Source organism: Citrobacter sp. CK202, assembly GCF_030333225.1.
GTDB lineage: Bacteria > Pseudomonadota > Gammaproteobacteria > Enterobacterales > Enterobacteriaceae > Citrobacter_B > Citrobacter_B koseri.
Genome location: NZ_JAOWGI010000025.1, coordinates 22770 through 43361, shown reverse-complemented (window position 1 = coordinate 43361; position 20592 = coordinate 22770). Strand labels below are relative to the sequence as shown.

At 54.3% G+C, this 20592-nt stretch carries 24 protein-coding genes; 7 read left to right on the top strand and 17 right to left on the bottom strand.

Annotated features, from left to right (window positions below; all coding sequences use genetic code 11):
- Positions 1 to 2: 2 nt before the first annotated feature.
- Positions 3 to 1184, bottom strand: coding sequence for a porin OmpC (gene ompC / locus OGX84_RS09795; RefSeq protein WP_012131883.1), 1182 nt, complete (start codon positions 1182 to 1184; stop codon positions 3 to 5).
- Positions 1185 to 1592: 408 nt separating this feature from the next.
- Here ompC and OGX84_RS09790 point away from each other — a divergent pair, with 408 nt between their 5' ends.
- The 3 genes from OGX84_RS09790 to OGX84_RS09780 all read left to right on the top strand — a co-directional run bounded on the left by OGX84_RS09790 (position 1593) and on the right by OGX84_RS09780 (position 4245).
- Positions 1593 to 2288, top strand: coding sequence for a phosphohydrolase (locus OGX84_RS09790; RefSeq protein ID WP_049010001.1), 696 nt, complete (start codon positions 1593 to 1595; stop codon positions 2286 to 2288).
- 72 nt (positions 2289 to 2360) lie between these two features.
- Complete coding sequence (locus OGX84_RS09785) at positions 2361 to 3794, top strand: DNA cytosine methyltransferase (RefSeq protein ID WP_115625668.1); 1434 nt, start codon at positions 2361 to 2363, stop codon at positions 3792 to 3794.
- Entirely contained in the window at positions 3775 to 4245 is a 471-nt protein-coding gene (locus tag OGX84_RS09780) for a very short patch repair endonuclease (protein WP_012131886.1), read from the top strand. The genes OGX84_RS09785 and OGX84_RS09780 overlap by 20 nt, the downstream gene beginning before the upstream one ends.
- Here the strand turns inward: OGX84_RS09780 and yedA are convergent.
- Positions 4234 to 5154: a drug/metabolite exporter YedA gene (yedA, locus tag OGX84_RS09775; RefSeq protein ID WP_115614226.1), complete on the bottom strand. Its 921-nt coding sequence runs from the start codon at positions 5152 to 5154 to the stop codon at positions 4234 to 4236. The genes OGX84_RS09780 and yedA overlap by 12 nt on opposite strands.
- A 177-nt stretch (positions 5155 to 5331) precedes the next feature.
- On the opposite strand from yedA, the gene OGX84_RS09770 reads away from it, so the two are divergent.
- The 3 genes from OGX84_RS09770 (at position 5332) to dgcQ (ending at position 8318) form a co-directional block, all read left to right on the top strand.
- The gene (locus OGX84_RS09770; protein ID WP_112002100.1) at positions 5332 to 6243 is read left to right on the top strand and encodes a DUF808 domain-containing protein; all 912 of its coding nucleotides are present in this window, start codon (positions 5332 to 5334) and stop codon (positions 6241 to 6243) included.
- Positions 6244 to 6321: 78 nt separating this feature from the next.
- Positions 6322 to 6504 (top strand): YodC family protein, encoded by a 183-nt coding sequence (locus OGX84_RS09765; RefSeq protein ID WP_024130230.1) that lies wholly within the window; start codon positions 6322 to 6324, stop codon positions 6502 to 6504.
- Between the two features lie 98 nt (positions 6505 to 6602).
- Positions 6603 to 8318, top strand: a complete 1716-nt coding sequence (gene dgcQ, locus OGX84_RS09760) for a cellulose biosynthesis regulator diguanylate cyclase DgcQ (protein ID WP_110494109.1) — start codon at positions 6603 to 6605, stop codon at positions 8316 to 8318.
- Positions 8319 to 8488: 170 nt separating this feature from the next.
- Here dgcQ and yodD read toward each other — a convergent pair whose 3' ends face one another.
- Complete coding sequence (gene yodD / locus OGX84_RS09755) at positions 8489 to 8716, bottom strand: YodD family peroxide/acid resistance protein (protein ID WP_024130232.1); 228 nt, start codon at positions 8714 to 8716, stop codon at positions 8489 to 8491.
- A 130-nt stretch (positions 8717 to 8846) separates the two neighbouring features.
- On the opposite strand from yodD, the gene dsrB reads away from it, so the two are divergent.
- On the top strand, positions 8847 to 9035 hold the full coding sequence (dsrB, locus tag OGX84_RS09750) for a protein DsrB (RefSeq protein ID WP_012131894.1): 189 nt from the start codon (positions 8847 to 8849) through the stop codon (positions 9033 to 9035).
- A 54-nt stretch (positions 9036 to 9089) separates the two neighbouring features.
- Here dsrB and rcsA read toward each other — a convergent pair whose 3' ends face one another.
- From rcsA to fliF, 14 genes are all read right to left on the bottom strand, one after another.
- Positions 9090 to 9713 (bottom strand): transcriptional regulator RcsA, encoded by a 624-nt coding sequence (gene rcsA, locus OGX84_RS09745; RefSeq protein WP_047462896.1) that lies wholly within the window; start codon positions 9711 to 9713, stop codon positions 9090 to 9092.
- A 280-nt stretch (positions 9714 to 9993) separates the two neighbouring features.
- Positions 9994 to 10788, bottom strand: coding sequence for a flagellar biosynthetic protein FliR (gene fliR, locus OGX84_RS09740; RefSeq protein ID WP_112001980.1), 795 nt, complete (start codon positions 10786 to 10788; stop codon positions 9994 to 9996).
- A 6-nt stretch (positions 10789 to 10794) separates the two neighbouring features.
- Entirely contained in the window at positions 10795 to 11064 is a 270-nt protein-coding gene (gene fliQ, locus OGX84_RS09735) for a flagellar biosynthesis protein FliQ (protein WP_012131897.1), read from the bottom strand.
- 9 nt (positions 11065 to 11073) lie between these two features.
- Positions 11074 to 11811, bottom strand: coding sequence for a flagellar type III secretion system pore protein FliP (fliP, locus tag OGX84_RS09730; RefSeq protein WP_012131898.1), 738 nt, complete (start codon positions 11809 to 11811; stop codon positions 11074 to 11076).
- On the bottom strand, positions 11811 to 12185 hold the full coding sequence (gene fliO, locus OGX84_RS09725) for a flagellar biosynthetic protein FliO (protein ID WP_112001981.1): 375 nt from the start codon (positions 12183 to 12185) through the stop codon (positions 11811 to 11813). Before fliO ends, fliP begins: the two co-directional genes overlap by 1 nt.
- Before the next feature lie 2 nt (positions 12186 to 12187).
- Positions 12188 to 12601, bottom strand: coding sequence for a flagellar motor switch protein FliN (gene fliN, locus OGX84_RS09720; RefSeq protein ID WP_012131900.1), 414 nt, complete (start codon positions 12599 to 12601; stop codon positions 12188 to 12190).
- Positions 12598 to 13602 carry a flagellar motor switch protein FliM gene (fliM, locus tag OGX84_RS09715; protein ID WP_112001982.1) on the bottom strand — a complete coding sequence of 335 codons (1005 nt, stop codon included), beginning with the start codon at positions 13600 to 13602 and terminating at the stop codon, positions 12598 to 12600. The genes fliN and fliM overlap by 4 nt, the downstream gene beginning before the upstream one ends.
- Before the next feature lie 4 nt (positions 13603 to 13606).
- Positions 13607 to 14074: a flagellar basal body-associated protein FliL gene (gene fliL, locus OGX84_RS09710; RefSeq protein WP_012131902.1), complete on the bottom strand. Its 468-nt coding sequence runs from the start codon at positions 14072 to 14074 to the stop codon at positions 13607 to 13609.
- Positions 14075 to 14178: 104 nt separating this feature from the next.
- On the bottom strand, positions 14179 to 15393 hold the full coding sequence (fliK, locus tag OGX84_RS09705; protein ID WP_286457964.1) for a flagellar hook length control protein FliK: 1215 nt from the start codon (positions 15391 to 15393) through the stop codon (positions 14179 to 14181).
- Positions 15390 to 15833, bottom strand: coding sequence for a flagellar export protein FliJ (gene fliJ, locus OGX84_RS09700; protein ID WP_012131904.1), 444 nt, complete (start codon positions 15831 to 15833; stop codon positions 15390 to 15392). Before fliJ ends, fliK begins: the two co-directional genes overlap by 4 nt.
- A 21-nt stretch (positions 15834 to 15854) precedes the next feature.
- Entirely contained in the window at positions 15855 to 17225 is a 1371-nt protein-coding gene (fliI, locus tag OGX84_RS09695) for a flagellar protein export ATPase FliI (protein ID WP_012131905.1), read from the bottom strand.
- Positions 17225 to 17929, bottom strand: a complete 705-nt coding sequence (fliH, locus tag OGX84_RS09690; protein WP_047462909.1) for a flagellar assembly protein FliH — start codon at positions 17927 to 17929, stop codon at positions 17225 to 17227. Before fliH ends, fliI begins: the two co-directional genes overlap by 1 nt.
- Entirely contained in the window at positions 17922 to 18920 is a 999-nt protein-coding gene (fliG, locus tag OGX84_RS09685) for a flagellar motor switch protein FliG (RefSeq protein WP_012131907.1), read from the bottom strand. Before fliG ends, fliH begins: the two co-directional genes overlap by 8 nt.
- Positions 18910 to 20586: a flagellar basal-body MS-ring/collar protein FliF gene (fliF, locus tag OGX84_RS09680; RefSeq protein WP_286457963.1), complete on the bottom strand. Its 1677-nt coding sequence runs from the start codon at positions 20584 to 20586 to the stop codon at positions 18910 to 18912. The genes fliG and fliF overlap by 11 nt, the downstream gene beginning before the upstream one ends.
- Positions 20587 to 20592 lie beyond the last annotated feature (6 nt).

The following is a 20592-nucleotide window of genomic DNA, read 5'->3' as shown; positions in this document are numbered from 1 at the left end:
TATTAGAACTGGTAAACCAGACCGACGGCTACGATATCATCGGTTGCGATACCGTTGTCTGCGTAGAAGCTATCGTCTTCATCCAGCAGGTTGATTTTATAATCAACATAGGTGGACATATTTTTGTTGAAGTAATAGGTCATACCCACATCAACATATTTCACCAGATCTTTATCGGTGTAACGCCAGTTGCCGTGTCTTACTTCCTGACCACCTAAATCTTTGCCTTTAGATTGCAGGTAGGCAATAGACGGGCGCAGACCGAAATCAAACTGATACTGTGCAACAACTTCAAAGTTCTGCGTTTTGTTGGCGATACCGCCATTAAGTTCGCTGTCGCCATTGCCATAGTAAGTCATATTACGGGTTTCAGCGTACATGGCGGCGAGATAAACATTGTAGGCGTCGTATTTAGCACCAACGGTCCAGGCTTCAGCTTTATCGCCACCAGCATAATTATTACGCTGGTTCATGCCGTCACCGTAACCACGAGCAACCTGAGCATCGGTACGATCGGAATTGGCGTATGCCGCACCCAGGCTTAAACCGAAGTCGAAGTCGTAGGAGGTGGACATACCGAAGCCGTCGCCGTTTTCTTTGGCCAGCTTGCGACCTGCGCTATTGCCGGAACCTTCCTGACCAAAACCGGTGCCTTCATTATTACCCTGATACTGGAGCGCAAAGTTCAGACCATCAACCAGACCAAAGAAGCCGTTATTACGGTAGGTTGCTACGCCGTTAGTACGGCCTAACATATAAACGTCAGTCTGAGTGTAAGTATCGCCGCCGAATTCTGGCAGCATATCGGTCCAGGCTTCTACGTCGTAAACCACGCCGTAGTTACGACCGTAATCGAAAGTACCGTTTTGACCAAAACCTAAACCGGCGAAGCCGAGACGAGTCCAGGAGTCACCTTTATCACCTTCAGTACCGTTGGCCTGAATGTTGTATTCCCACTGACCGTAACCGGTTAACTGCTCGGCAATTTGCGTTTCGCCTTTAAAACCCAGACGGGCATAGGACATGTCGCCGTCGCTGCCTGCATCGTCAGAGAAATAACGCAGGCCATCAACTTTACCGTACAGGTCCAGTTTATTGCCGTCTTTATTATACACTTCAGCCGCATTTGCAGCGCCTGCAATTAATAGAGCAGGGACAAGCATCGCCAGAACTTTTCTTTTCATTATGTATTCCCTATAATAATAATTGATATGAATAAGTGATCGAATCCTGAAGATCACTGTTGAATACTATTCCAGGAAGTTCATTCTTTTTTAAATATTACATGTAACAAATGTATTTAAAATATTTCTAATTGTTTCCTTGGGTGTGATTATAAATAATTTAATATGTATTTATTGCTTTATATTTAACTGTATTATGTTTTTCTTTTAATAAATTATGATTTGCGTTTTTGGAATTTATTTTGTGAATGTTTTATCGTAATTAACGCTATTTTAACGTCGTTCTGATTTTCTTTTTATTCCATTTATTGCTTTCGTCAACCTGTCTGATACCTCCTTCCGTAATCATTGAGCGTGAAGACAAGGTGGAATATTGCTAATGTTGCTTTCTGATTCAGAGGAGGCAGCGTGGATTTACACTACTGGCAATCGCAGTTCGAAGCGTGGTTGGGCAAAAATCACCACGAGCAGGATAGCGCCCATGACATTTTTCATTTTCGTCGCGTCTGGGGAACGGCACAAAAGCTGTCGACGGACGAGGATGTTGACTGGCTTGTTGTGCTGACCGCGTGTTATTTCCACGATATCGTCAGCCTGCCGAAAAATCATCCCGATCGCCATCGTTCATCCGTGCTGGCCGCTGACGCGGCACGTCGCATATTAATGAACGATTTCCCTGCGTATCCTGAAGAGAAATTAGCGGCAGTCAGTCATGCGATTGAGGCGCACAGTTTTAGCGCCCACATTGCGCCAATGACCAGCGAGGCGAAGATTGTGCAGGATGCCGACCGGCTTGAAGCACTGGGCGCAATCGGTCTGGCGCGCGTGTTTGCCGTTTCCGGCGGGCTGGGCGTTTCGCTATTTGATGCTGAAGATCCCTTCGCGCAACGTCGCCCGCTTAACGATAAGCAATTCGCCCTCGACCATTTTCAGACAAAACTTCTGACCTTGCCGCAAACCATGCAAACCGCGCGGGGAAAGCTGCTGGCAGAGCATAACGCCGACTTCCTGGTGACCTGGATGGCGAAGCTAAGCGCGGAGCTAAGGGGGGAGTACGACACGTTGGATCAGACGGTAATTCAGGCTTTTAGCCGCGATAAGTAGCGACCATACCCAAAACGTAAACGCGTTCATTTTGTGTTAACCTGTCGAATATCAATTTCGCCGGTTAAATGTATGCAGGAAAATCTTTCAGTAACAGGTTTCCAGGATCTGATGACGGACAATGCCGGGGCTGCCGTACAGGCGCTGCTGGGCAAACTGCTGGAAATCTATGATGTGAAAACGCTGGTGGCGTATCTGAATGGCGTTGGGGAGAACCACTGGAGCCCGGCTATTTTTAAACGCGTCGTGGCGAACGCAACGGCGTGGCATCGTCTGAGCGAGAGCGAATATACGCACCTCAGGACATTGTTGCCAACGCCTCCGGCACACCATCCGCATTATGCCTTTCGTTTTGTCGATCTCTTCGCCGGGATCGGCGGAATTCGCCGTGGCTTTGAAGCGATAGGCGGGCAGTGCGTGTTTACCAGCGAATGGAATAAACACGCGGTACGCACCTATAAAGCCAATTATTACTGCGATCCACAACGGCATCATTTCAATGAAGATATTCGCGATATTACGCTGAGCCACCGCGACGGCGTGAGCGATAGCGAAGCGGCGGAGCATATTCGCCAGCACATACCGGAGCACGATGTTCTACTGGCCGGTTTTCCCTGCCAGCCATTCTCTCTGGCAGGGGTATCAAAGAAAAACGCGATGGGACGGGCGCATGGTTTCGCCTGCGATACGCAGGGGACGCTCTTTTTCGATGTCGTACGGGTTATTGACGCCCGACGCCCGGCGATTTTTGTGCTCGAAAACGTCAAAAACCTGAAAAGCCACGACCAGGGAAAAACGTTTCGCATCATTATGCAAACGCTTGACGAACTGGGGTATGACGTCGCTGATGCTGCGGATAACGGGCCGGACGACCCGAAAATTATTGATGGCCGCCATTTTTTACCCCAGCATCGGGAGAGGATTGTGCTGGTGGGGTTCCGCCGCGATCTTAATCTGAAAACCGATTTTACGCTGCGGGATATTGCCACCCGCTATCCGCAGCAGCGCATCACGCTGGCGGAACTGCTTGAACCGGCGGTTGAAGCGAAATATGTGCTGACGCCGGTATTGTGGAAGTATTTGTACCGCTACGCGAAAAAGCATCAGGCCCGGGGTAACGGTTTTGGCTATGGAATGGTCTATCCTGCGAATCCCGGCAGCGTAACGCGCACATTGTCGGCGCGTTACTATAAAGATGGCGCGGAGATACTGATTGACCGTGGCTGGGATATGGCCGCAGGAGAGGCGAATTTCGATGATCCGGTGAATCAGCAGCACCGTCCACGCCGGTTAACGCCCAGAGAGTGCGCGCGGTTAATGGGATTTGAATCGCCGCAGGGATATCAGTTCCGCATTCCCGTTTCAGACACCCAGGCCTACCGTCAGTTTGGTAACTCCGTCGTGGTTCCGGCATTTGCCGCAGTAGCAAAACTGCTGGAGTCGAGAATTAAACAGGCCGTTACATTGCGCCAGAAAGAGAGCCAGCATGGCGGACGTACACGATAAGGCGACGCGCAGCAAGAATATGCGGGCGATAGCCACGCGCGATACGGCGATAGAAAAACGCCTTGCCGCTCTGTTGCAGGAGCAGGGGATGGCGTTTCATGTGCAGGACGCCACGTTGCCCGGACGCCCGGATTTTGTCGTGGATGAGTATCGCTGCGTTATCTTCACGCACGGCTGTTTCTGGCATCATCATGACTGCCACCTGTTCAAAGTTCCCGCCACGCGTACCGAGTTCTGGCTGAACAAAATCGGTAAAAATGTGGAGCGCGATCGGCGAGACATGCTGAGGCTTCGCGAGCTTGGCTGGCGTGTGCTGATTGTCTGGGAGTGTGCTTTGCGTGGCCGGTTGAAACTCAGCGACGCCGCACTGGCGGAACGGCTTGAAGAGTGGATCTGCGGCGGTGGCCCCACCGCGCAGATCGACACGCAGGGTATTCATTTACTGGAGTGATTTTTCCGATTCGCTCGCTGCGGTCGCGGGTCTGGCGGGAAACAAATATTTCCCCAGCGTCACCAGGACGACAGCGAAAACAATTACCCCTAATGCCAGCCACTCGACGGAAGAAAGGCTTTCTCCCCCCAGACCTGTTCCCAGCAACACCGCCACTACCGGGTTGACGTAGGCGTAACTGGTCGCCAGCGCCGGGCTGACATTACGGATCAAATACATATAGGCATTAATGGCGATAATGGAACCGAATAGCGCCAGATAACCTACCGCCATGAAGCCGGAGAGCGTCGGCATCGTCGTCAGCTTTTCCCCGGCGATAAAGGAAGCGAACATCAGCACAACACCGGCAGCCAGCATTTCAATCGCTCCGGCCATCATGCCTGTCGGCAACGCGATGCGGGCGCCGAACACGGAGCCGAATGCCCAGCTCATCGAGCCAATCAGGATCAACAGCGCGCCCCAGGGGTTGCCGCTCAAATTTCCGCCGCTATTGAGCATGATGATCCCCGCCAGGCCGATGGCGATGCCTGTCCACTCCAGTTTTCGCGTTTTAATGCCAAAGAAATGGCTGAAGCACAGCGTGAAGAGTGGGACCGTCGCGACCACCACGGCGGCGATGCCGGACGGTACATCCTGATGTTCCGCTACGGTAACCAGACCGTTCCCCACCGCCAGCAGCAGAATGCCAATCAGCGCGGCATTGAGTAATTGACGCAAAGGGGGCAGTTTATGCCCACGAAGAAGTAAGAATGTTGTTAACAAAATCCCCGCAGACAGAAAACGGACGCCCGCCATCATCAGCGGCGGCCAACTCTCAACGCCAATACGAATAACGAAGTACGTGGAACCCCAAATGATATACAGCGCGAAGAGTGCGCTAAAAAGTGGTAGTAACTGCCTGAAACGCATAATCCCTCACGGCGGAAATAAAAAGGTGCAACATAGTAAACGTCAAAACTATCGCGCTGGCGAGCGTTATAATTGCACTCTTTTGTTAAATTTTTGTTGACGATTGCTACCCGTTTCGGCATTACGTTTTTTACTTCATACTTACCTCTTCAAAAGAAAAATATTGAGGGATTTATTTTGGCAGGAAGTAGTTTGCTGACGTTGCTCGATGATATCGCCACGCTGTTGGATGATATCTCGATGATGGGAAAACTGGCCGCGAAAAAAACGGCAGGCGTATTGGGTGATGATCTGTCGCTAAACGCGCAGCAGGTGACGGGCGTGCGGGCGAACCGCGAACTGCCGGTCGTCTGGAGCGTGGCGAAAGGGTCGTTGATCAACAAGGTCATCCTGGTGCCTCTGGCGCTGCTGATCAGCGCTTTTATCCCGTGGGCGATTACACCGTTGTTGATGATTGGGGGCGCTTTTCTCTGTTTTGAAGGCGTAGAGAAAGTTTTACACACGCTTGAGGCCCGAAAGCACAAAGAGAGCCCGGAGGCGCGTCAGCAGCGTCTGGCCGCGATCGCCGCACAAGATCCTCTCACGTTTGAGAAGGAGAAAGTGAAAGGGGCCGTGCGCACCGACTTTATCCTTTCTGCGGAGATCGTCGCGATTACGCTGGGAATTGTCGCGGATGCGCCGTTGCTCAATCAGGTTCTGGTGTTGTCCGGTATCTCGCTGGTGGTGACGATTGGCGTTTATGGTCTGGTGGGACTTATCGTAAAACTGGACGACATGGGGTACTGGCTGGCGGAAAAACGCAGCGTACTGGCTCAGGCGGTGGGCAAAGGGCTACTGGTTACGGCGCCCTGGCTTATGAAGGCGCTGTCCATTGTCGGCACACTCGCGATGTTCCTGGTGGGGGGCGGGATCGTGGTGCACGGCATCGCGCCATTACACCACGCGATCGACCATTTTGCTCAGCAGCAGAATGGTCTTATTGCGCTCACGCTTCCCATGTTGATTAATCTGGTGCTCGGTTTCATCATCGGCAGCGTGGTGGTAGGGCTGGTAAAAACTGTTGCCAACGTTCGCGGTGGTTCGCACTAATTTATGCCTCGCCGGATTATGCAAAAAAGGCCATCGTCGTCTAAGGTGAAAAAGTTTCACTGGATACAGGAGGCAGGTATGGTCTTTTTTGTCAGTGAGGAAGTTATCGCAAAAGAAGGTGGTCCACGCATGATCGTAACCGGTTATTCCAGCGGCATGGTGGAGTGCCGTTGGTATGACGGTTTTGGCGTCAAACGGGAAGCATTCCACGAGAATGAACTTATGCCCGGTGATGGCAGGCGGTTGCGGGAAGATGTCTGATAAAGGAACGCCCGGTTAATGCCGGGCGTTTTGTTACCCCAGAAAATAGCCGTTGAGTCGCGACACATAGTTCAGGAATAAAAGTAGGGAGCCGTCAGGTGCCGCATGAAACAACGCCAGGAAACTGGAGCTGGCTGAGAACGTTAGCACGACGCTTTGGGCCAGGCCATGTCGTAAATATCTGTTTTCTGGTTGTGATGATTTGTTCAACATTGCTGACCTGGCGTGAAGTGGTCGTGCTGGAGTCGGCATACCGGGCCAGTCAACGTAACCATCTGGAAAACGTCGCTAATGTGCTGGACAGACAGCTGCAATTCAGCGTGGATAAACTCTTGTTTCTGCGCAACGGTATGTATGAAGCGCTGGTCACGCCGCTCGATTTTGCCGACCTGCACGATGCGGTGGCGCAATTTGCGCAACTGCGCGGCAAAAGTTTCTGGCAACTGGAGCTAGACAGACGGCGAACGTTACCGCTTAACGGCGTCTCTGACGCGTTTGTTAACCGTACAACGCTTCTCACGCGGGATAACGATGCGCTGGCAAACGAGTTAAGCGCCGCGCTGGAACTGGGGTATTTGTTACGGCTGGCGCATTCTTCTACCATGCTGGCGCAGCGGACAATGTATGTTTCGCGTTCAGGCTTTTATGTCTCAACTGAACCCACAACCAATGGCGGCGACATTATGTCCCGCTATTACCAGTATGTGATCCAACCCTGGTTCAGCGGGCAATCCCAACGACAAAATTCAGCGCGCGGCGTGCGCTGGTTTAGCTCGCCGGTGCCGGGCGGTGAAGTGCAACAAAAAGTCACCGTGAGCCTGTCGCTGGATAACGAAAGACACTGGTATGGCGTGCTGGCAATGGATATTCCCGTGTCATCCATGAAGCGTTTCCTGGAGGATGCGGTCGAAAAAGATTCCGAAGGGGAGTACCAGCTCTACGACTATCAGCTCAGGCTACTGGCGACCTCAACGCCGGAAAAGCGTCAGGTTAATACCTTTGATGACCTTGAACTGGCGTTGCTCGCGAATGACATCGAACATGATACGCATGGTGGTATCCGTATGGGCAGCCGCTATATCAGTTGGGAAAGGCTGGATCATTTCGATGGCGTGCTTTTGCGTGTTCATACCCTGAGAGAAGGCGTGCAGGGGGCTTTTGGCAGTATCAGTATTGCGCTTGGTCTCCTGTGGGCGCTTTTCACGATGATGTTGCTCATCTCATGGGTTGTTATCCGCAAGATGGTCAGCAATATGTTTGTGCTGCAAAGTTCCCTGCAATGGCAGGCCTGGCACGATCCTTTGACGCGGCTGTATAACCGTGGCGCATTGTTTGAGAGGGCGCGCGTACTGATACAGCGCTGCCATGAGCAGCGACAGCCGTTTTCCGTTATTCAGATCGATTTGGATCACTTTAAGAGCGTCAATGACCGTTTCGGCCATCAGGCGGGAGACCGGGTGCTCTCCCATGCCGCCGGGCTTATTAGCGGCACAATACGTTCGCATGACCTTGCCGGGCGCGTAGGCGGCGAAGAGTTCTGTATTGTCTTACCGGGGACGACGCTGGTGCAGGCAGCACAGATCGCAGAGCGGATACGCCAGCGCGTGAACGACAAAGAAATCCTGATCGCAAAAGGCACGACCCTGCGCATTAGTGCATCGCTGGGCGTAAGCGGGGCGCAGGAGAACGGAGACTACGATTTTGAACAGTTGCAGTCGCTGGCGGATCGCCGGTTGTATCTGGCAAAACAGGCCGGGCGCAATCAGGTTTGTGTCCGTGACGACCATCCCGCGCCGTCGCCTGATACACGCTGAACCATTAGCTGTATTAATCATTTCTGCGAGAAATATTTGCTTGTCATACAAAAAAATTGCAGATAAGGTAAAACGCACATCAGATTTTCTGGTGTAACGAATTTTCAAGTGCTTCTTGCATAAGCAAGTTTGATCCCGGCTCTGCGAGCCGGGATTTTTTTCACCCCAGATCAGCGATTGATTTCCGTGACGCTAAAATCATGAATATCGAGTTCAAACGCATCCGCTAATTCATGCCATGTATGATAATCGCGGCCATCCACACTGACCTTCTCAGGATCATCAGCGCTGCGATGAATTTCGCTCTCGCTGATTTCATTGATCGCCGCGAGCAGGGCGTCAACATCAACGCTGACTTCGCGCTTGGCCGTTTCGCTGTACTCTTTCGCGGTTTTCATCTTCAGTACCTCATTTAACCGTGGCATCTGTAAGTATAGACCGTTGAGAAAACCAGCAATCACGCGCGGCAGACGCTGCCAGAAAAAGGAATTTGTTCTACACTGGCACAAAGCCACAGGAGGATAATTGATGAAGGTGAATGATCGGGTAACAGTCAAAACAGACGGCGGCCCTCGTCGGCCAGGCGTGGTATTGGCGGTTGAAGAGTTTAGTGAAGGCACGATGTACCTGGTTTCGCTGGAAGACTACCCGCTCGGTATCTGGTTCTTCAATGAGTCAGGCCATCAGGATGGGATCTTTGTGGAAAAAACAGAGTAATGTGATTTTGTCGCTTTTACCCTGACTGGTGGAATATCCACCAGTCAGGGGGCCTCATCGCATGTTAACAAAAATTCCGTTTGTCACGTTATCCGTCAGCCGCACGACATGATAGATAACCTGTTTATTATGCGTTTTTATCTTCCGTTTAATATTCCCTTTGTGGGATGACACCGTCTTTGCCTTGATATTCATTTGATCTGAAATCTGTATTGTTCCCTGTCCATCCATCCACATTCGCAGCATACTGGATTCAGTACGGCTTAAAGATAACGTAGGTAAATTTACTACTCCTACAATATCCGTCTCTTTTTTCAGAATATCGCCAAGAATATCATCCAGAGAATCGGGCTTAATTGATTTTGAACTAATCAATAAGTTTTTTCTTACTAATAAGTATTCATCAAAATGCACATTAGCAATTGCCATAAAAACAATAAATAACGTGTTGGGATGCTGATTAATGATCTGCTTTATTTGCTGACTGTTAGATGGATCATGGATGAAACAGTCCTCATTAATAAACACCACAGAAGGCTGCTGTGAGTCACAAGCGATGGCGAGTTCGTCAACGGTCTCAATGTCGTTGATTTCCCTTTTTTTCACCCCTCTGCTTACCAGATACCCGGTCAAACCTAGCCGGGTGTAACTGCATAAATCCATAATAATCGTTGACATGGCATACCCTCACTCAATGCGTAACGATAATTCCCCTTACCTGAATATCTCATCACAACCCAACGGAACAATAATAGTGACCTAAGATGACGCTTTCGCTGTTTTCAGGCGAACTTACTATCCCGTAAAGTTACGTATAATTTGCCAGGAATCTTCTCAAAGTAAAGTAAATGTTATGTTATGTGAGTAAGGTAAAAACAAATAAAGCGCAGCAGATATATCCTGGTAGATGTTTTTAGATTTTAAATTTAGGAAAATCCTTAGTAAGACAGGATAAAAATTATGGGTTATTGGTTGTCGGCATTTCGCTAACGATATCAGCAAGCAAATTGAAAATTTCACCGAATAAGTGTTCACAGAAAGGGGCAATTAATGGCATGAGCGCGGCGATTAACAAAATGCCGACGGATAAGGTTAACGGGAAGCCAATAACAAATACGGATAACTGCGGAGCCATACGGTTTAATAGCCCGAGCGACAGGTTGAGGGTGAGCAGTAACGTAATGACCGGCAAGGCTAACATGAGTCCGTTGAGGAAGATCAGCCCACCTGCCCGGGCGAGCGCCAGAAACGCATTGCTGTTGACCGGGTCGCCGCCGATAGGCAGCGTATGGAAGGTGTCTACCAGCAGCGAAATCAGCCACAGATGGCCGTTAAACGTAAGAAACAGCAGCATGGCGAGCATGTCGAGGATTCTGGCGAGTACCGGCATATTGAGGCGGCTGCCCGGGTCAACAAACGTGGCGAAAGAGAGACCCATTTGCAGACCGATGAATTCCCCCGCCGTACGCACCGCAGCAAAGGCAAACTGCATGGTAAACCCTAGCGCAATGCCGATCATGATTTGCTGCATGGCGAGCCATAAGGCTTCGGTGGAAAAAACAGGCACATTATTCGCCGGGAGTGAAGGGGCGATAATGAGAGTGATCATAAACCCCAGCCCCAGCTTTACCCGTTTGGGAACCGTGCGTTCACTGAGGATCGGTGCGGTAGAGATCAGCGCCAGTACACGTAACAGCGGCCAGAAGTAGAGGTTAAGCCAGTATAACCATTGATCGCTTGTGACCTGCAACATCGCGTCTTATCCGATGATATACGGCAAGTTACTGAACAGCGTACGCACGTAATCCAGCAGCAGGTTAAGCATCCAGGGGCCCGCCACAATAATCGCCGTAAATACCGCCACAATTTTCGGGATAAATGACAGCGTCATTTCGTTGATCTGGGTGGCGGCCTGTAAAATACTGATGATAAGGCCGGTAAACAGCGCAACCAGCAGAAGAGGCGCGGCAAGCGCAAGCGCGACCTTCATTGCCTCCGTGCCTATCATCATGACCGATTCGGGTGTCATTTCGCGCCTCTAACTGTAAAAACTTTGGGCAAGAGAGCCAACGAGCAACTGCCAGCCGTCGACCAGGACAAAAAGCATAAGCTTAAACGGCAGCGCAATGGTGGCCGGCGGCACCATCATCATCCCGAGCGCCATCAACACGCTGGCGATAACCAGATCGATAATCAGGAAGGGGATGAAAATCGTAAAACCGATCTGAAAAGCGGTTTTTAACTCGCTGGTGACGTAGGCCGGGAGCAAAATTCGCATCGGCACGGCTTCCGGCCCCTGTAGCGGGCCGCTGTTTGCCAGACGCGCGAACAGGCCCAGGTCAGCCTCACGGGTCTGCCGCAGCATAAACTCCCGCAGCGGCTGAGCGCCTTTTTCCAGCGCTTCCTGCATGGAAATCTTCTCTTCGCTGAAAGGCTGCCAGGCATCCACGTAAATTTTGTCGATAACCGGCGACATAATAAAAAACGTCAAGAACAGCGCCAGCCCGAGAAGCACCTGGTTTGGCGGCGCAGAGGGCGTTCCCAGCGCGTTTCGCAGCAAGCCGAAGACGATAATGATGCGGGTAAAGCTGGTCATCATCAGCAAAATGGCGGGCAGGAACGTCAGTGACGTAATAAAGACCAGCGTCTGTACCGGCAGGGACCAGCTTTGCCCGCCGCCGGGTAGCGGTTGGCTGACCAGTCCGGGTAATTGTGCGAACGCGGCAGGGCTGATAAACCACAAAGCCATCAGCGTGAGGGATAACAAACGGCGCATCAGGATCTCCCGGAACGCTTCAACAAACTCTTCATCATGGCCTGGAAATCCGCAGGGGCGGCCGGTTTTTCTTCTGCAACGACAGGCGCAGGGGGGAGGGTATGCAGCACATTGACTTGCGTGGCCGTGACGCCCAGTACCAGCCGAGCGTCTTCAACATCGACAATGACCACGCGCTCACGCGGGCCCAGCGAGGTGCTGGCTGACACTTTCAACCCTCGCGTACCGGCGCCTTTGGACGCAAACCCCAGGCGTTTAATGACCCAGGCTGCGACCAGAATCAACACGATGATCCCAAACAGCGCGCCGCTCACCTGAACTAACGGCGAGCCTGATACGGCAGAGGGCTGTGAAACGGTAGCCTGGGTTTTCATGCTTAACGGCTCAGACGACGCATACGTTCAGACGGCGTGATGATATCCGTGATGCGCACGCCGTATTTATCGGCGACCACCACGACTTCACCCTGGGCAATCAGGTAGCCGTTAATCAGAATATCCAACGGCTCGCCTGCCAGTCCGTCCAGCGCGACCACTGAACCCTGCGTCAGGCGCAGCAGCTCTTTGATGGTCATGCGCGTGCGACCCAGCTCCACGGTCAGCTTGACCGGAATATCCATGATTAAATCGATATCCTGTAGGTTTCCACTGACGTCGCCGCCGCCCAACTGCTGGAAGACGGCATCGGCCGCGCTTTTGCTGGTCGTTGTTTTTTGCTCGTTTAACGCGTCAGCCCACAGATCGTCCAATGCGCCGGTATTCTCATCGGACGGATTATTCATGTCACTCATTTGGGCTGTTCCTCATTCAGCGAATTCAAAATCGGGTTGATCAAATGCTCTACGCGCAACGCATACTGACCGTTCACGGTGCCATACTGGCTGGTCAGTACAGGTACGCCGTCCACATGAGCAATAATGCGGTCGGGTTTTTCAATCGGCAGCACGTCGCCGGGTTTCAGCTTTAATATCTGGGAAAGGCGCAGCGGGATGTCCGCAAAGTTCGCCACCAGCTCCAGCTCTGAATGCTGAACCTGACGCACCAGATTGTCGCGCCAGTTCTGATCTTCATGACGCGAGTTTTCCAGCGGCGGGTTCACCAACAGCTCTCGCAGCGGCTCAATCATGCTGAAAGGCAGGCAGATGTTGAACTCGCCTGTCAGGTTGCCAATTTCGACGTGGAACGGCGTGTTCACCACAATGTCGTTCGGAGAGGTGGTGATATTGGTGAATTTCACCTGCATCTCAGAACGAACGTACTCCACTTCCAGCGGGTTGATCGCTTTCCACGCGTCGCTGTAGCCTTCAAGCGCCAGCTTCAGCATGCGGTTGATAACGCGCTGTTCGGTATGCGTAAACTCACGACCTTCCACTTTGGTCGGAAAACGCCCGTCGCCGCCAAACAGGTTATCCACGGCGATAAACACCAGACTCGGCGAGAACACCACCAGACCCGTACCGCGCAGCGGCTTCAGATGGATCAGGTTCAGGTTGGTCGGTACGGGTAAATTACGCGCAAATTCGTGATATGGCTGAATGCGGATCGCGCCCACGGTAATATCCGGGCTGCGACGCAGCAGGTTAAACAGTCCCATACGGAATTGACGCGCGAAACGTTCGTTAATGATCTCCAGCGCCTGTAGGCGCTCGCGCACCACGCGACGCTGTGTATTGGGATCATAAGGACGAATATCATTGTCGCCCACGCCGCCAGGGGTGGGCTCGTCTTTGGCCTCGCTGTCGCCGTTGAGCAGCGCATCGATTTCAGCCTGAGAAAGAATACTATCGCCCATGTCTTTACCGCAGAATGAAAGCTGTATAAAGAACGTCGGTGACTTCCTGTTTCGGTTGTCCAGCAACGAGCGGAGTAGAGAGCGTTTCTTTGATTGCCGCGATCAGCGTCTGCTTCCCGGCTTCCGTCGAAAGCGCAGTGGCATCCTGACGCGAAAACAGCAGCAACAGACGGCTGCGCACTTCTGGCAGATATTCGCTCAGACGCGCGCGCGTCACTTCGTCCTTCAGGCGCAGCGTAATCCCGATATACAGCACGCGATCGGCATCGCCCAGATTGACGGTAAACGTATCCAGCGCGAAAAATACGGGCGCTGGCGGCGGTGGCGGGGCCGCGGTAGCGCTGGCGGTCGGGTGCTCCTGCATCCGCCAGTAGCTATAGCCAGCGGTTGCGCAGGCGGCAAGAGTAATCAACACCAGCAAAGGGATCCAAATTGAGCGTTTGCTCTTTCTGTTAATCGCGGAGTCAGTCATCAGATACGGGCTTCCTGTTTCGGTACAGCTTATTGGCTGATTATCCCGTGTCCTGTCCACGGCAAAGCGTGGAAAAGACGCGGATAATCATGCTACCTCTGGCGTTAGGCGAAGATATCCACCGCGCCATCGCCGCGAGCGGCAGCCTGGAGCGAGCCCGGCGTCGTCAGTGCGATGTCATCTTCGGCGGCAAAAGCCTCTTGTCCCTGCGCGCGGGAAGCGTGCTGCTGCTGGGATGACGACTGCTGCTGTCCGGCGAAACTTTCACTGCTGATACTGCTTTGTCCCAGCTGGATGCCGTTTTCCGCCAGTTGGGTACGCAGTACGGGTAACGCGGCTTCCAGCGCGGCGCGAACGTGGCTATGCGCTGACACCATTTGCAGTTGCGCCTGGTTATCATCCATTTTGAGGGAGATTTGAATCTGCCCCAGTTCCTCCGGGTGCAGACGCAGTTCCGCGCTCTGTTGCCCCTGGCGGGTAAACAGCGTCACATGCTGGCTTAATGACTGCTGCCACTCATGGCTGCCCAGCGGCGCGCTGAGTACCGGGGCGGCTGCGACAGGCGCGGGTTGCGTCTGCGTCGTCATACCGCCAGGCGTGGTCATGGCGCCAATGGTCGTGACCGGAGAAGGCGTGCTTTCCATGTCGGCTTTAGCGGTAGCGGCGGCGACCAGCGGCGTTACCGGCTGGTTGCTTGCTGAGTTTGCGGTGACGTCAGGCGCGGCATCGACTTTCCCTTTTCTCAGCTCGCCAGTCGTCAGCCCGGCAACCACATCCTGCATAGCGGCGCGCGTATCGCCACGCAGCGATGCCGGGGCGGAGAGTGCGCCTTCAGCCGACGCGGTTCGCGTGGTTGGCGTCAGCGCCGGCTGGCCCGGTAACATGGCGAAGAGCGCGCTCAGATTCGCGAGGTCTTCATCGCTCAGCGCCGGTGCGTTGTCGTCCTGCCGGGCAGTCTTACTTAACGCGTTCAGGGCGTTGCTTTTCAGCGAAGGCGTCAGCGTGGACAGCAACTGCTGTGCCTCGGTCAGGTCTGCTGTGGCGTCATCCGTCAGCAGATCCTGGCGCGCCAGAAGATCGGCCAGCGCTGTCGTCTGTGGCGTATCGGCATTTTTTTGCAGCAATCCTTTTTGCAGTTTGCCGCCTGCCGCCTGGAGATCGGCAAGCGAAAGCGGGGCATCTTTACCCTGCGCGTCGCCTGCGCCCAAAGCACCGGCTAACAGCGCCAGAAAATCCTGGGCTGAATCGGCTGTTTTACCGGCCTGAAGGCCTGTCGTTACGTCTGTGTCGGTCGTGATCAGTTGGGGCAAGGTGATCATTCGGTTTTCCTCATTGCAGCACGCTGAGCAAATTCATCCATTTTTTTCTGATCCAGGCGGTTTTCAGCCAATAACGCTGCCGCACTTTGTCTGTCCTGTAAGGTCTGCCAGGCCTGAAGCCGTTGTTTCTTTTCACGCCAGCTGTTCAGCGCCACGTCCACTTTTTGTGTCCACTGCGTCAGCTGCTGGCGATGCTGCTCAATGGCCTTCTCCAGCGTCTGAATAAATTGCTGATAGTTAATCCAGCGGTTGCTGGCAATCCCCTGGCCCATATCGGCATTGAGATTGTTGCGATACTCATGCTGATAATCGATCAGCATTTTCAGTTGTTCTTCCGCCTGCTGGAATCCGCGTCGCATTTCCCCTAATAAGAGAGCGGCATCATCCACTTCTTTCTCGGCCAGATCTTTTAATGTCGCCAGCGCACCATGTTGTGCCATGACCTATGCCCTCCTGCTTCATCACACCGTCGGGAAAATCAGTTCCAGCGCCTGGAGAGAATCTTCCCAGTCGGCTCGTTCGAAAATACCTTGTTGCAAAAACGCCTCCAGCTGCGGCCACAGCGCGATGGCTTTATCCAGCATGGGATCGCTGCCTTTGGCATACGCGCCGACGCTCACCAAATCGCGGTTACGCTGGAAACTGGATAGCAACTGTTTGAAATTCCGTACGCGTGCATAGTGTTGCTCGGTGATCAGCGACGTCATTGCACGGCTGATCGACGCTTCAATATCAATGGCCGGGTAGTGACCGGCTTCGGCCAGACGACGGGATAACACAATGTGTCCATCCAGGATCGCACGCGCCGAGTCGGCGATCGGGTCCTGCTGATCGTCGCCTTCGGTCAATACCGTGTAAAACGCGGTGATGGAGCCGCCGCCGTGAATGCCATTCCCCGCACGTTCCACCAGCGCAGGTAATTTTGCGAAGACCGAAGGCGGATACCCCTTGGTCGCAGGCGGTTCGCCGATCGCCAGCGCAATCTCACGCTGCGCCATCGCGTAGCGGGTCAGGGAGTCCATGATCAGCAGTACATGCTGCCCGCGATCGCGGAAATCCTCGGCAATACGCGTGGCATAGGCCGCTCCCTGCATTCGCAGCAGTGGCGAGACGTCCGCAGGCGCGGCAATCACCACCGAACGCGCGCGCCCGTCAGCGCCCAGAATGTTTTCGATAAAATCTTTAACTTCGCGGCCACGTTCGCCAATCAGCCCGACGACGATAACGTCCGCGCGGGTATAGCGCGCCATCATGCCGAGCAGAACGCTTTTACCCACGCCGGAACCGGCAAACAGCCCCATACGCTGTCCGCGTCCGACGGTGAGCAGCGCGTTGATGGGGCGGACGCCGGTATCCAGCACATGCTCAATGGGCGTTCGCTGCAAGGGGTTGAATGGCTGAGTGATTAACGCGCCGGTTTCCGTGGTGTCTGGCGCGGGAAGACCATCCAGCGGCTTGCCGCCGCCGTCCAGCACGCGCCCCAGCAGGGCAGGGCCGAGCGGCAGCTGTTTTCCGCTTTGCAGACCTTCCCCGGCAATATTTTTTGCGTAAACGCGTGCGCCGGGAAGAATGCCTTCGACCTCTTCCAGCGGCATTAAAAACAGCCGCTGGCCATTAAAGCCGACGACTTCGCTTTCCACTTCGCGTGTTTCCGTCCCGTCCTGCCGTTCAATGACGCAGGTCGCGCCGAGCGGCAGCTGCAAACCGGTGGCTTCCAGCACCAGACCGGTGGCGCGGGTCAGCCGCCCGTAGCGACGCACCGCCGGGAGCTGCGCCATTTTGGCTTCGAAGTTATCCAGCGTATTCAGCCAGCGGGTCAGGCGCGTAGTCATCAGACGACTCCGGGAGCCGCCAGGCGGCAGAGTTCTTGCCAACGCGTGGCGACGCTGGCGTCCAGATCGCCTTCATCGGCGGACACTTTACAGCCGCCATGATGCAGCGTGGGATCGCCGCGCAAACGCCAGCCGTGCAGGCTGAGCGTGGCCCCGAGCATCTCTTCGACGCGCTGCAAATCATCTGGGTGAACGCGTAATTGCGGTTTCCCGCTGAACAGCGGTTCCTGTTGCAACAATTGCTGGATCTGTTTAATGAGCGCGGAGTTGTCCACCGCTGGCGTCTGGCCGATCACCTGGCGAGCGGCTTCCAGCGCCATTTGCATCAGGCGCGAGGCAATCACGCTGTCCAGCGCGTCCAGCGTATTCTGAAACTCGCTGACCAGTTGCTGCATTCGGGCATTCAGCGGCGCCTGTTGAGCGCGCGCCTGCGTCTGGCCTTGCTCCAACCCTTGCGCTAATCCTTCCTGATAGCCCTGTTCGTGGCCTTTCTGGCGGCCTTCGGCGAGGCCCGCGTTATACCCTTGCTCGTGCGCCTGCATTTTCAGCTGCGCCAGTTGCTGCTCAAGCTGCTGTTCGGCACTCAGCTCCGGTTCGTCATCGATGGCTATCGGTTCGTCGCGGTGCTCCATTGGCACAAACTCGGCCAGGGGAGGGACGAGATCGTCCGGTGTCCAGACCTGCCACGGCAATTCGTTAGACATAGGTATCCTCGCCGCTGCCGATTACCATTTCGCCGGTTTCCGCCAGACGACGCACAATAAGCAGAATGGCTTTCTGTTCGTTCTCCACCTGAGAAAGACGTACCGGGCCACGGTTGGCGAGGTCGTCGCGCAGAATATCGGCAGCACGCTGCGACATGTTGCGCAGGAATTTCTCGCGTAGCGGCGGCTCGGCGCCTTTCAGGGCGATCAGCAACGACTCGGAATCCACTTCCTGCAACAGACGCTGGATGCTGCGATCGTCGACTTCCACCAGATTTTCGAACAGGAACATTTCGTCGATAATTTTCTGCGCCAGTTCGCCATCGAATTCGCGTACGGCGCTGATAACCGCTTCTTCCTGCTGGGTTTTCATCAGGTTGATGATTTCTGCCGCGGTTCTCACGCCGCCCATTTTGCTGCGCTTGAGGTTCTGACCGTCGAGCAGGCCATTCAGCACTTCGGTCAGTTCCGCCAGTGCGGCTGGCTGTACGCCGCCGAAGGTCGCGATACGCAGCATGACATCGTGGCGCAGACGTTCGTCGAACAGCGCCAGAATATCGGCGGCCTGGCCGCGTTTGAGATGCACCAGGATGGTGGCGATAATCTGCGGGTGTTCGTCGCGGATAAGGTCGGCGGCGCTTTGCGGCTCCATAAAGTTGAGCGTTTCAATACCGCTGGCGGTATCCCGCGTTTCGAGGATATCTTCCAGCAGGCTGGCGGCACGCTCTTCACCCAGCGCTTTAACCAGCACGGAACGCAGGTATTCGTTGGCGTTGATGTTGAGTGCGGCAAACTGTTCGGCTTCTTGCTCAAATTCCGCCAGCACATCGGTCAGCTGTTTGTTGGAAATCTGGCGCACGTTCGCCATTGCCGAACTCAGGGTTTGCACTTCGCGCGTGGAGAGGTGCTTAAAAACCTCTGCCGCACGGTCTTCGCCAATGGTCATCAGCAGGATGACGCTTTTATCGGTGCCGGTAAGTTTATTGCTCATGATCGTTATTCATCCACTGGCGAATGACCAGCGCCACGACGCGCGGATCGTTATCTGACATTTCGCGAATACGCTGGCTCATCACTTCTGCGCCCAGACGCTGGTTCGCCCGGCGCTGCTGGGTCTGTTCGTCTTTGCTGAGGCGAACTTCTACCGCTTCTTCGGTTTCCTGACGAACCTGCGCCTGTTCCTGCGCGACTTTCGTCTCTTCAGCGCGGCGAGCAAGCTGCGGTCGAACCGCTTTGCGCCACAGAATCCAGGCAACCAGCAGAACCAGGAGCCAGCGACCTGCGGAGATCAACTGCTCAATAAAGGCTTGCTGTTTCCAGAATGGCAGCTCGCCGCCCAGGTCGTCCGTTGCGGTAAACGGTGAATTCACCACGTTAAGGGTATCGCCGCGTTTGTCGGAGAAGCCCATTGCTTCGCGGGTCAGATCTTCGATCTGCTTCATCTGTTCCGTGGTTAACGGCAGCGGTTTGCCGTCCGGCAGGGCGCGGTAGTTCACCACGACCGCCACGGAGAGTCGCTGCACATCGCCCACGTTCAGTTTGGTGTGGCGAATGGTGCGATCCACTTCATAGTTACTGGTTTCGTTGCGCTGCGTATTGCGCGGCACATTGCTGTTCGCATTGTTGGTCGTCTGCGTGTTCTGCGCGTTTTGCTGATTAGCAGGCGGTGTGCTGATCGGCGCAGCATTCGCCGGCGCAGGCTGATTCGACAGCGCACCCGGTACGCCGCCCGGATAGCCGGAGCCGATTTGCTCGCTTTCATTAAGCTGGCGTGAGCGCAGCACGGCCTGCGATGCGTCGCCGTTCGGACGGTATTGCTCTTCCGTTTGCTCTTTGTTGGCAAAATCCAGCTGCGCAGTAACCTGAGCATGGACGTTGCCGTTGCCGACGATTGGCGAAAGAATCGATTCGATACGGCGCTGAATGCGTCCTTCCACATCGCTGGCGTATTTCAACTGCGCGTCGTTCAGATCGCGGCTGCTGGTATTGGACTGAGTCAACAGATGACCGCCCTGATCGACCAGCGTGACGTTACCTGGCGGCAGACCTGCAACGGCGCTGGATACCAGATGCACCACCGCGCTGATTTGCCCTTCATCCAGCGCGCGGCCTGGTTCAAGATTGACCGTCACGGAAGCGGAAGGGGATTTCTGCTCGCGCACGAACAGAGAAGGTTTCGGCATCGCCAGGTGGACACGGGCGCGTTTTACCGGCCCCAGGGTTTCGATAGTGCGGGCCAGTTCGCCTTCCAGCGCGCGCTGATAATTGACCTGCTCGCTGAACTGGCTGATGCCGAATTTTTCCTGGTCTAACAGCTCGAAGCCGACAGCGCCGCCTTTTGGCAATCCCTGTTGCGCCAGGCGCAAGCGAAGCTCATGCACTTTATCGGCAGGCACTTCAATCGCACCGCTTCCTTCGATGAAGCGGTAAGGGATGTTCATCTGGGTCAGCTGCGTGACAATGGCCCCGCCATCCTGATCGGAAAGGTTGCTGAACAGCGTGCGATAATCTGGCGCTTTCGCCCACAAAACCATAGCAACGATGATGGCAACGGCGGCTGATCCCGCCACAATCAGAGGAATTCTGGGATTCGCGCGCAGGCGATTAAGCCACTCGAGAGGTTTAGGTTGGGTTGCAGTCGATGCAGTCGCACTCATCTCGCA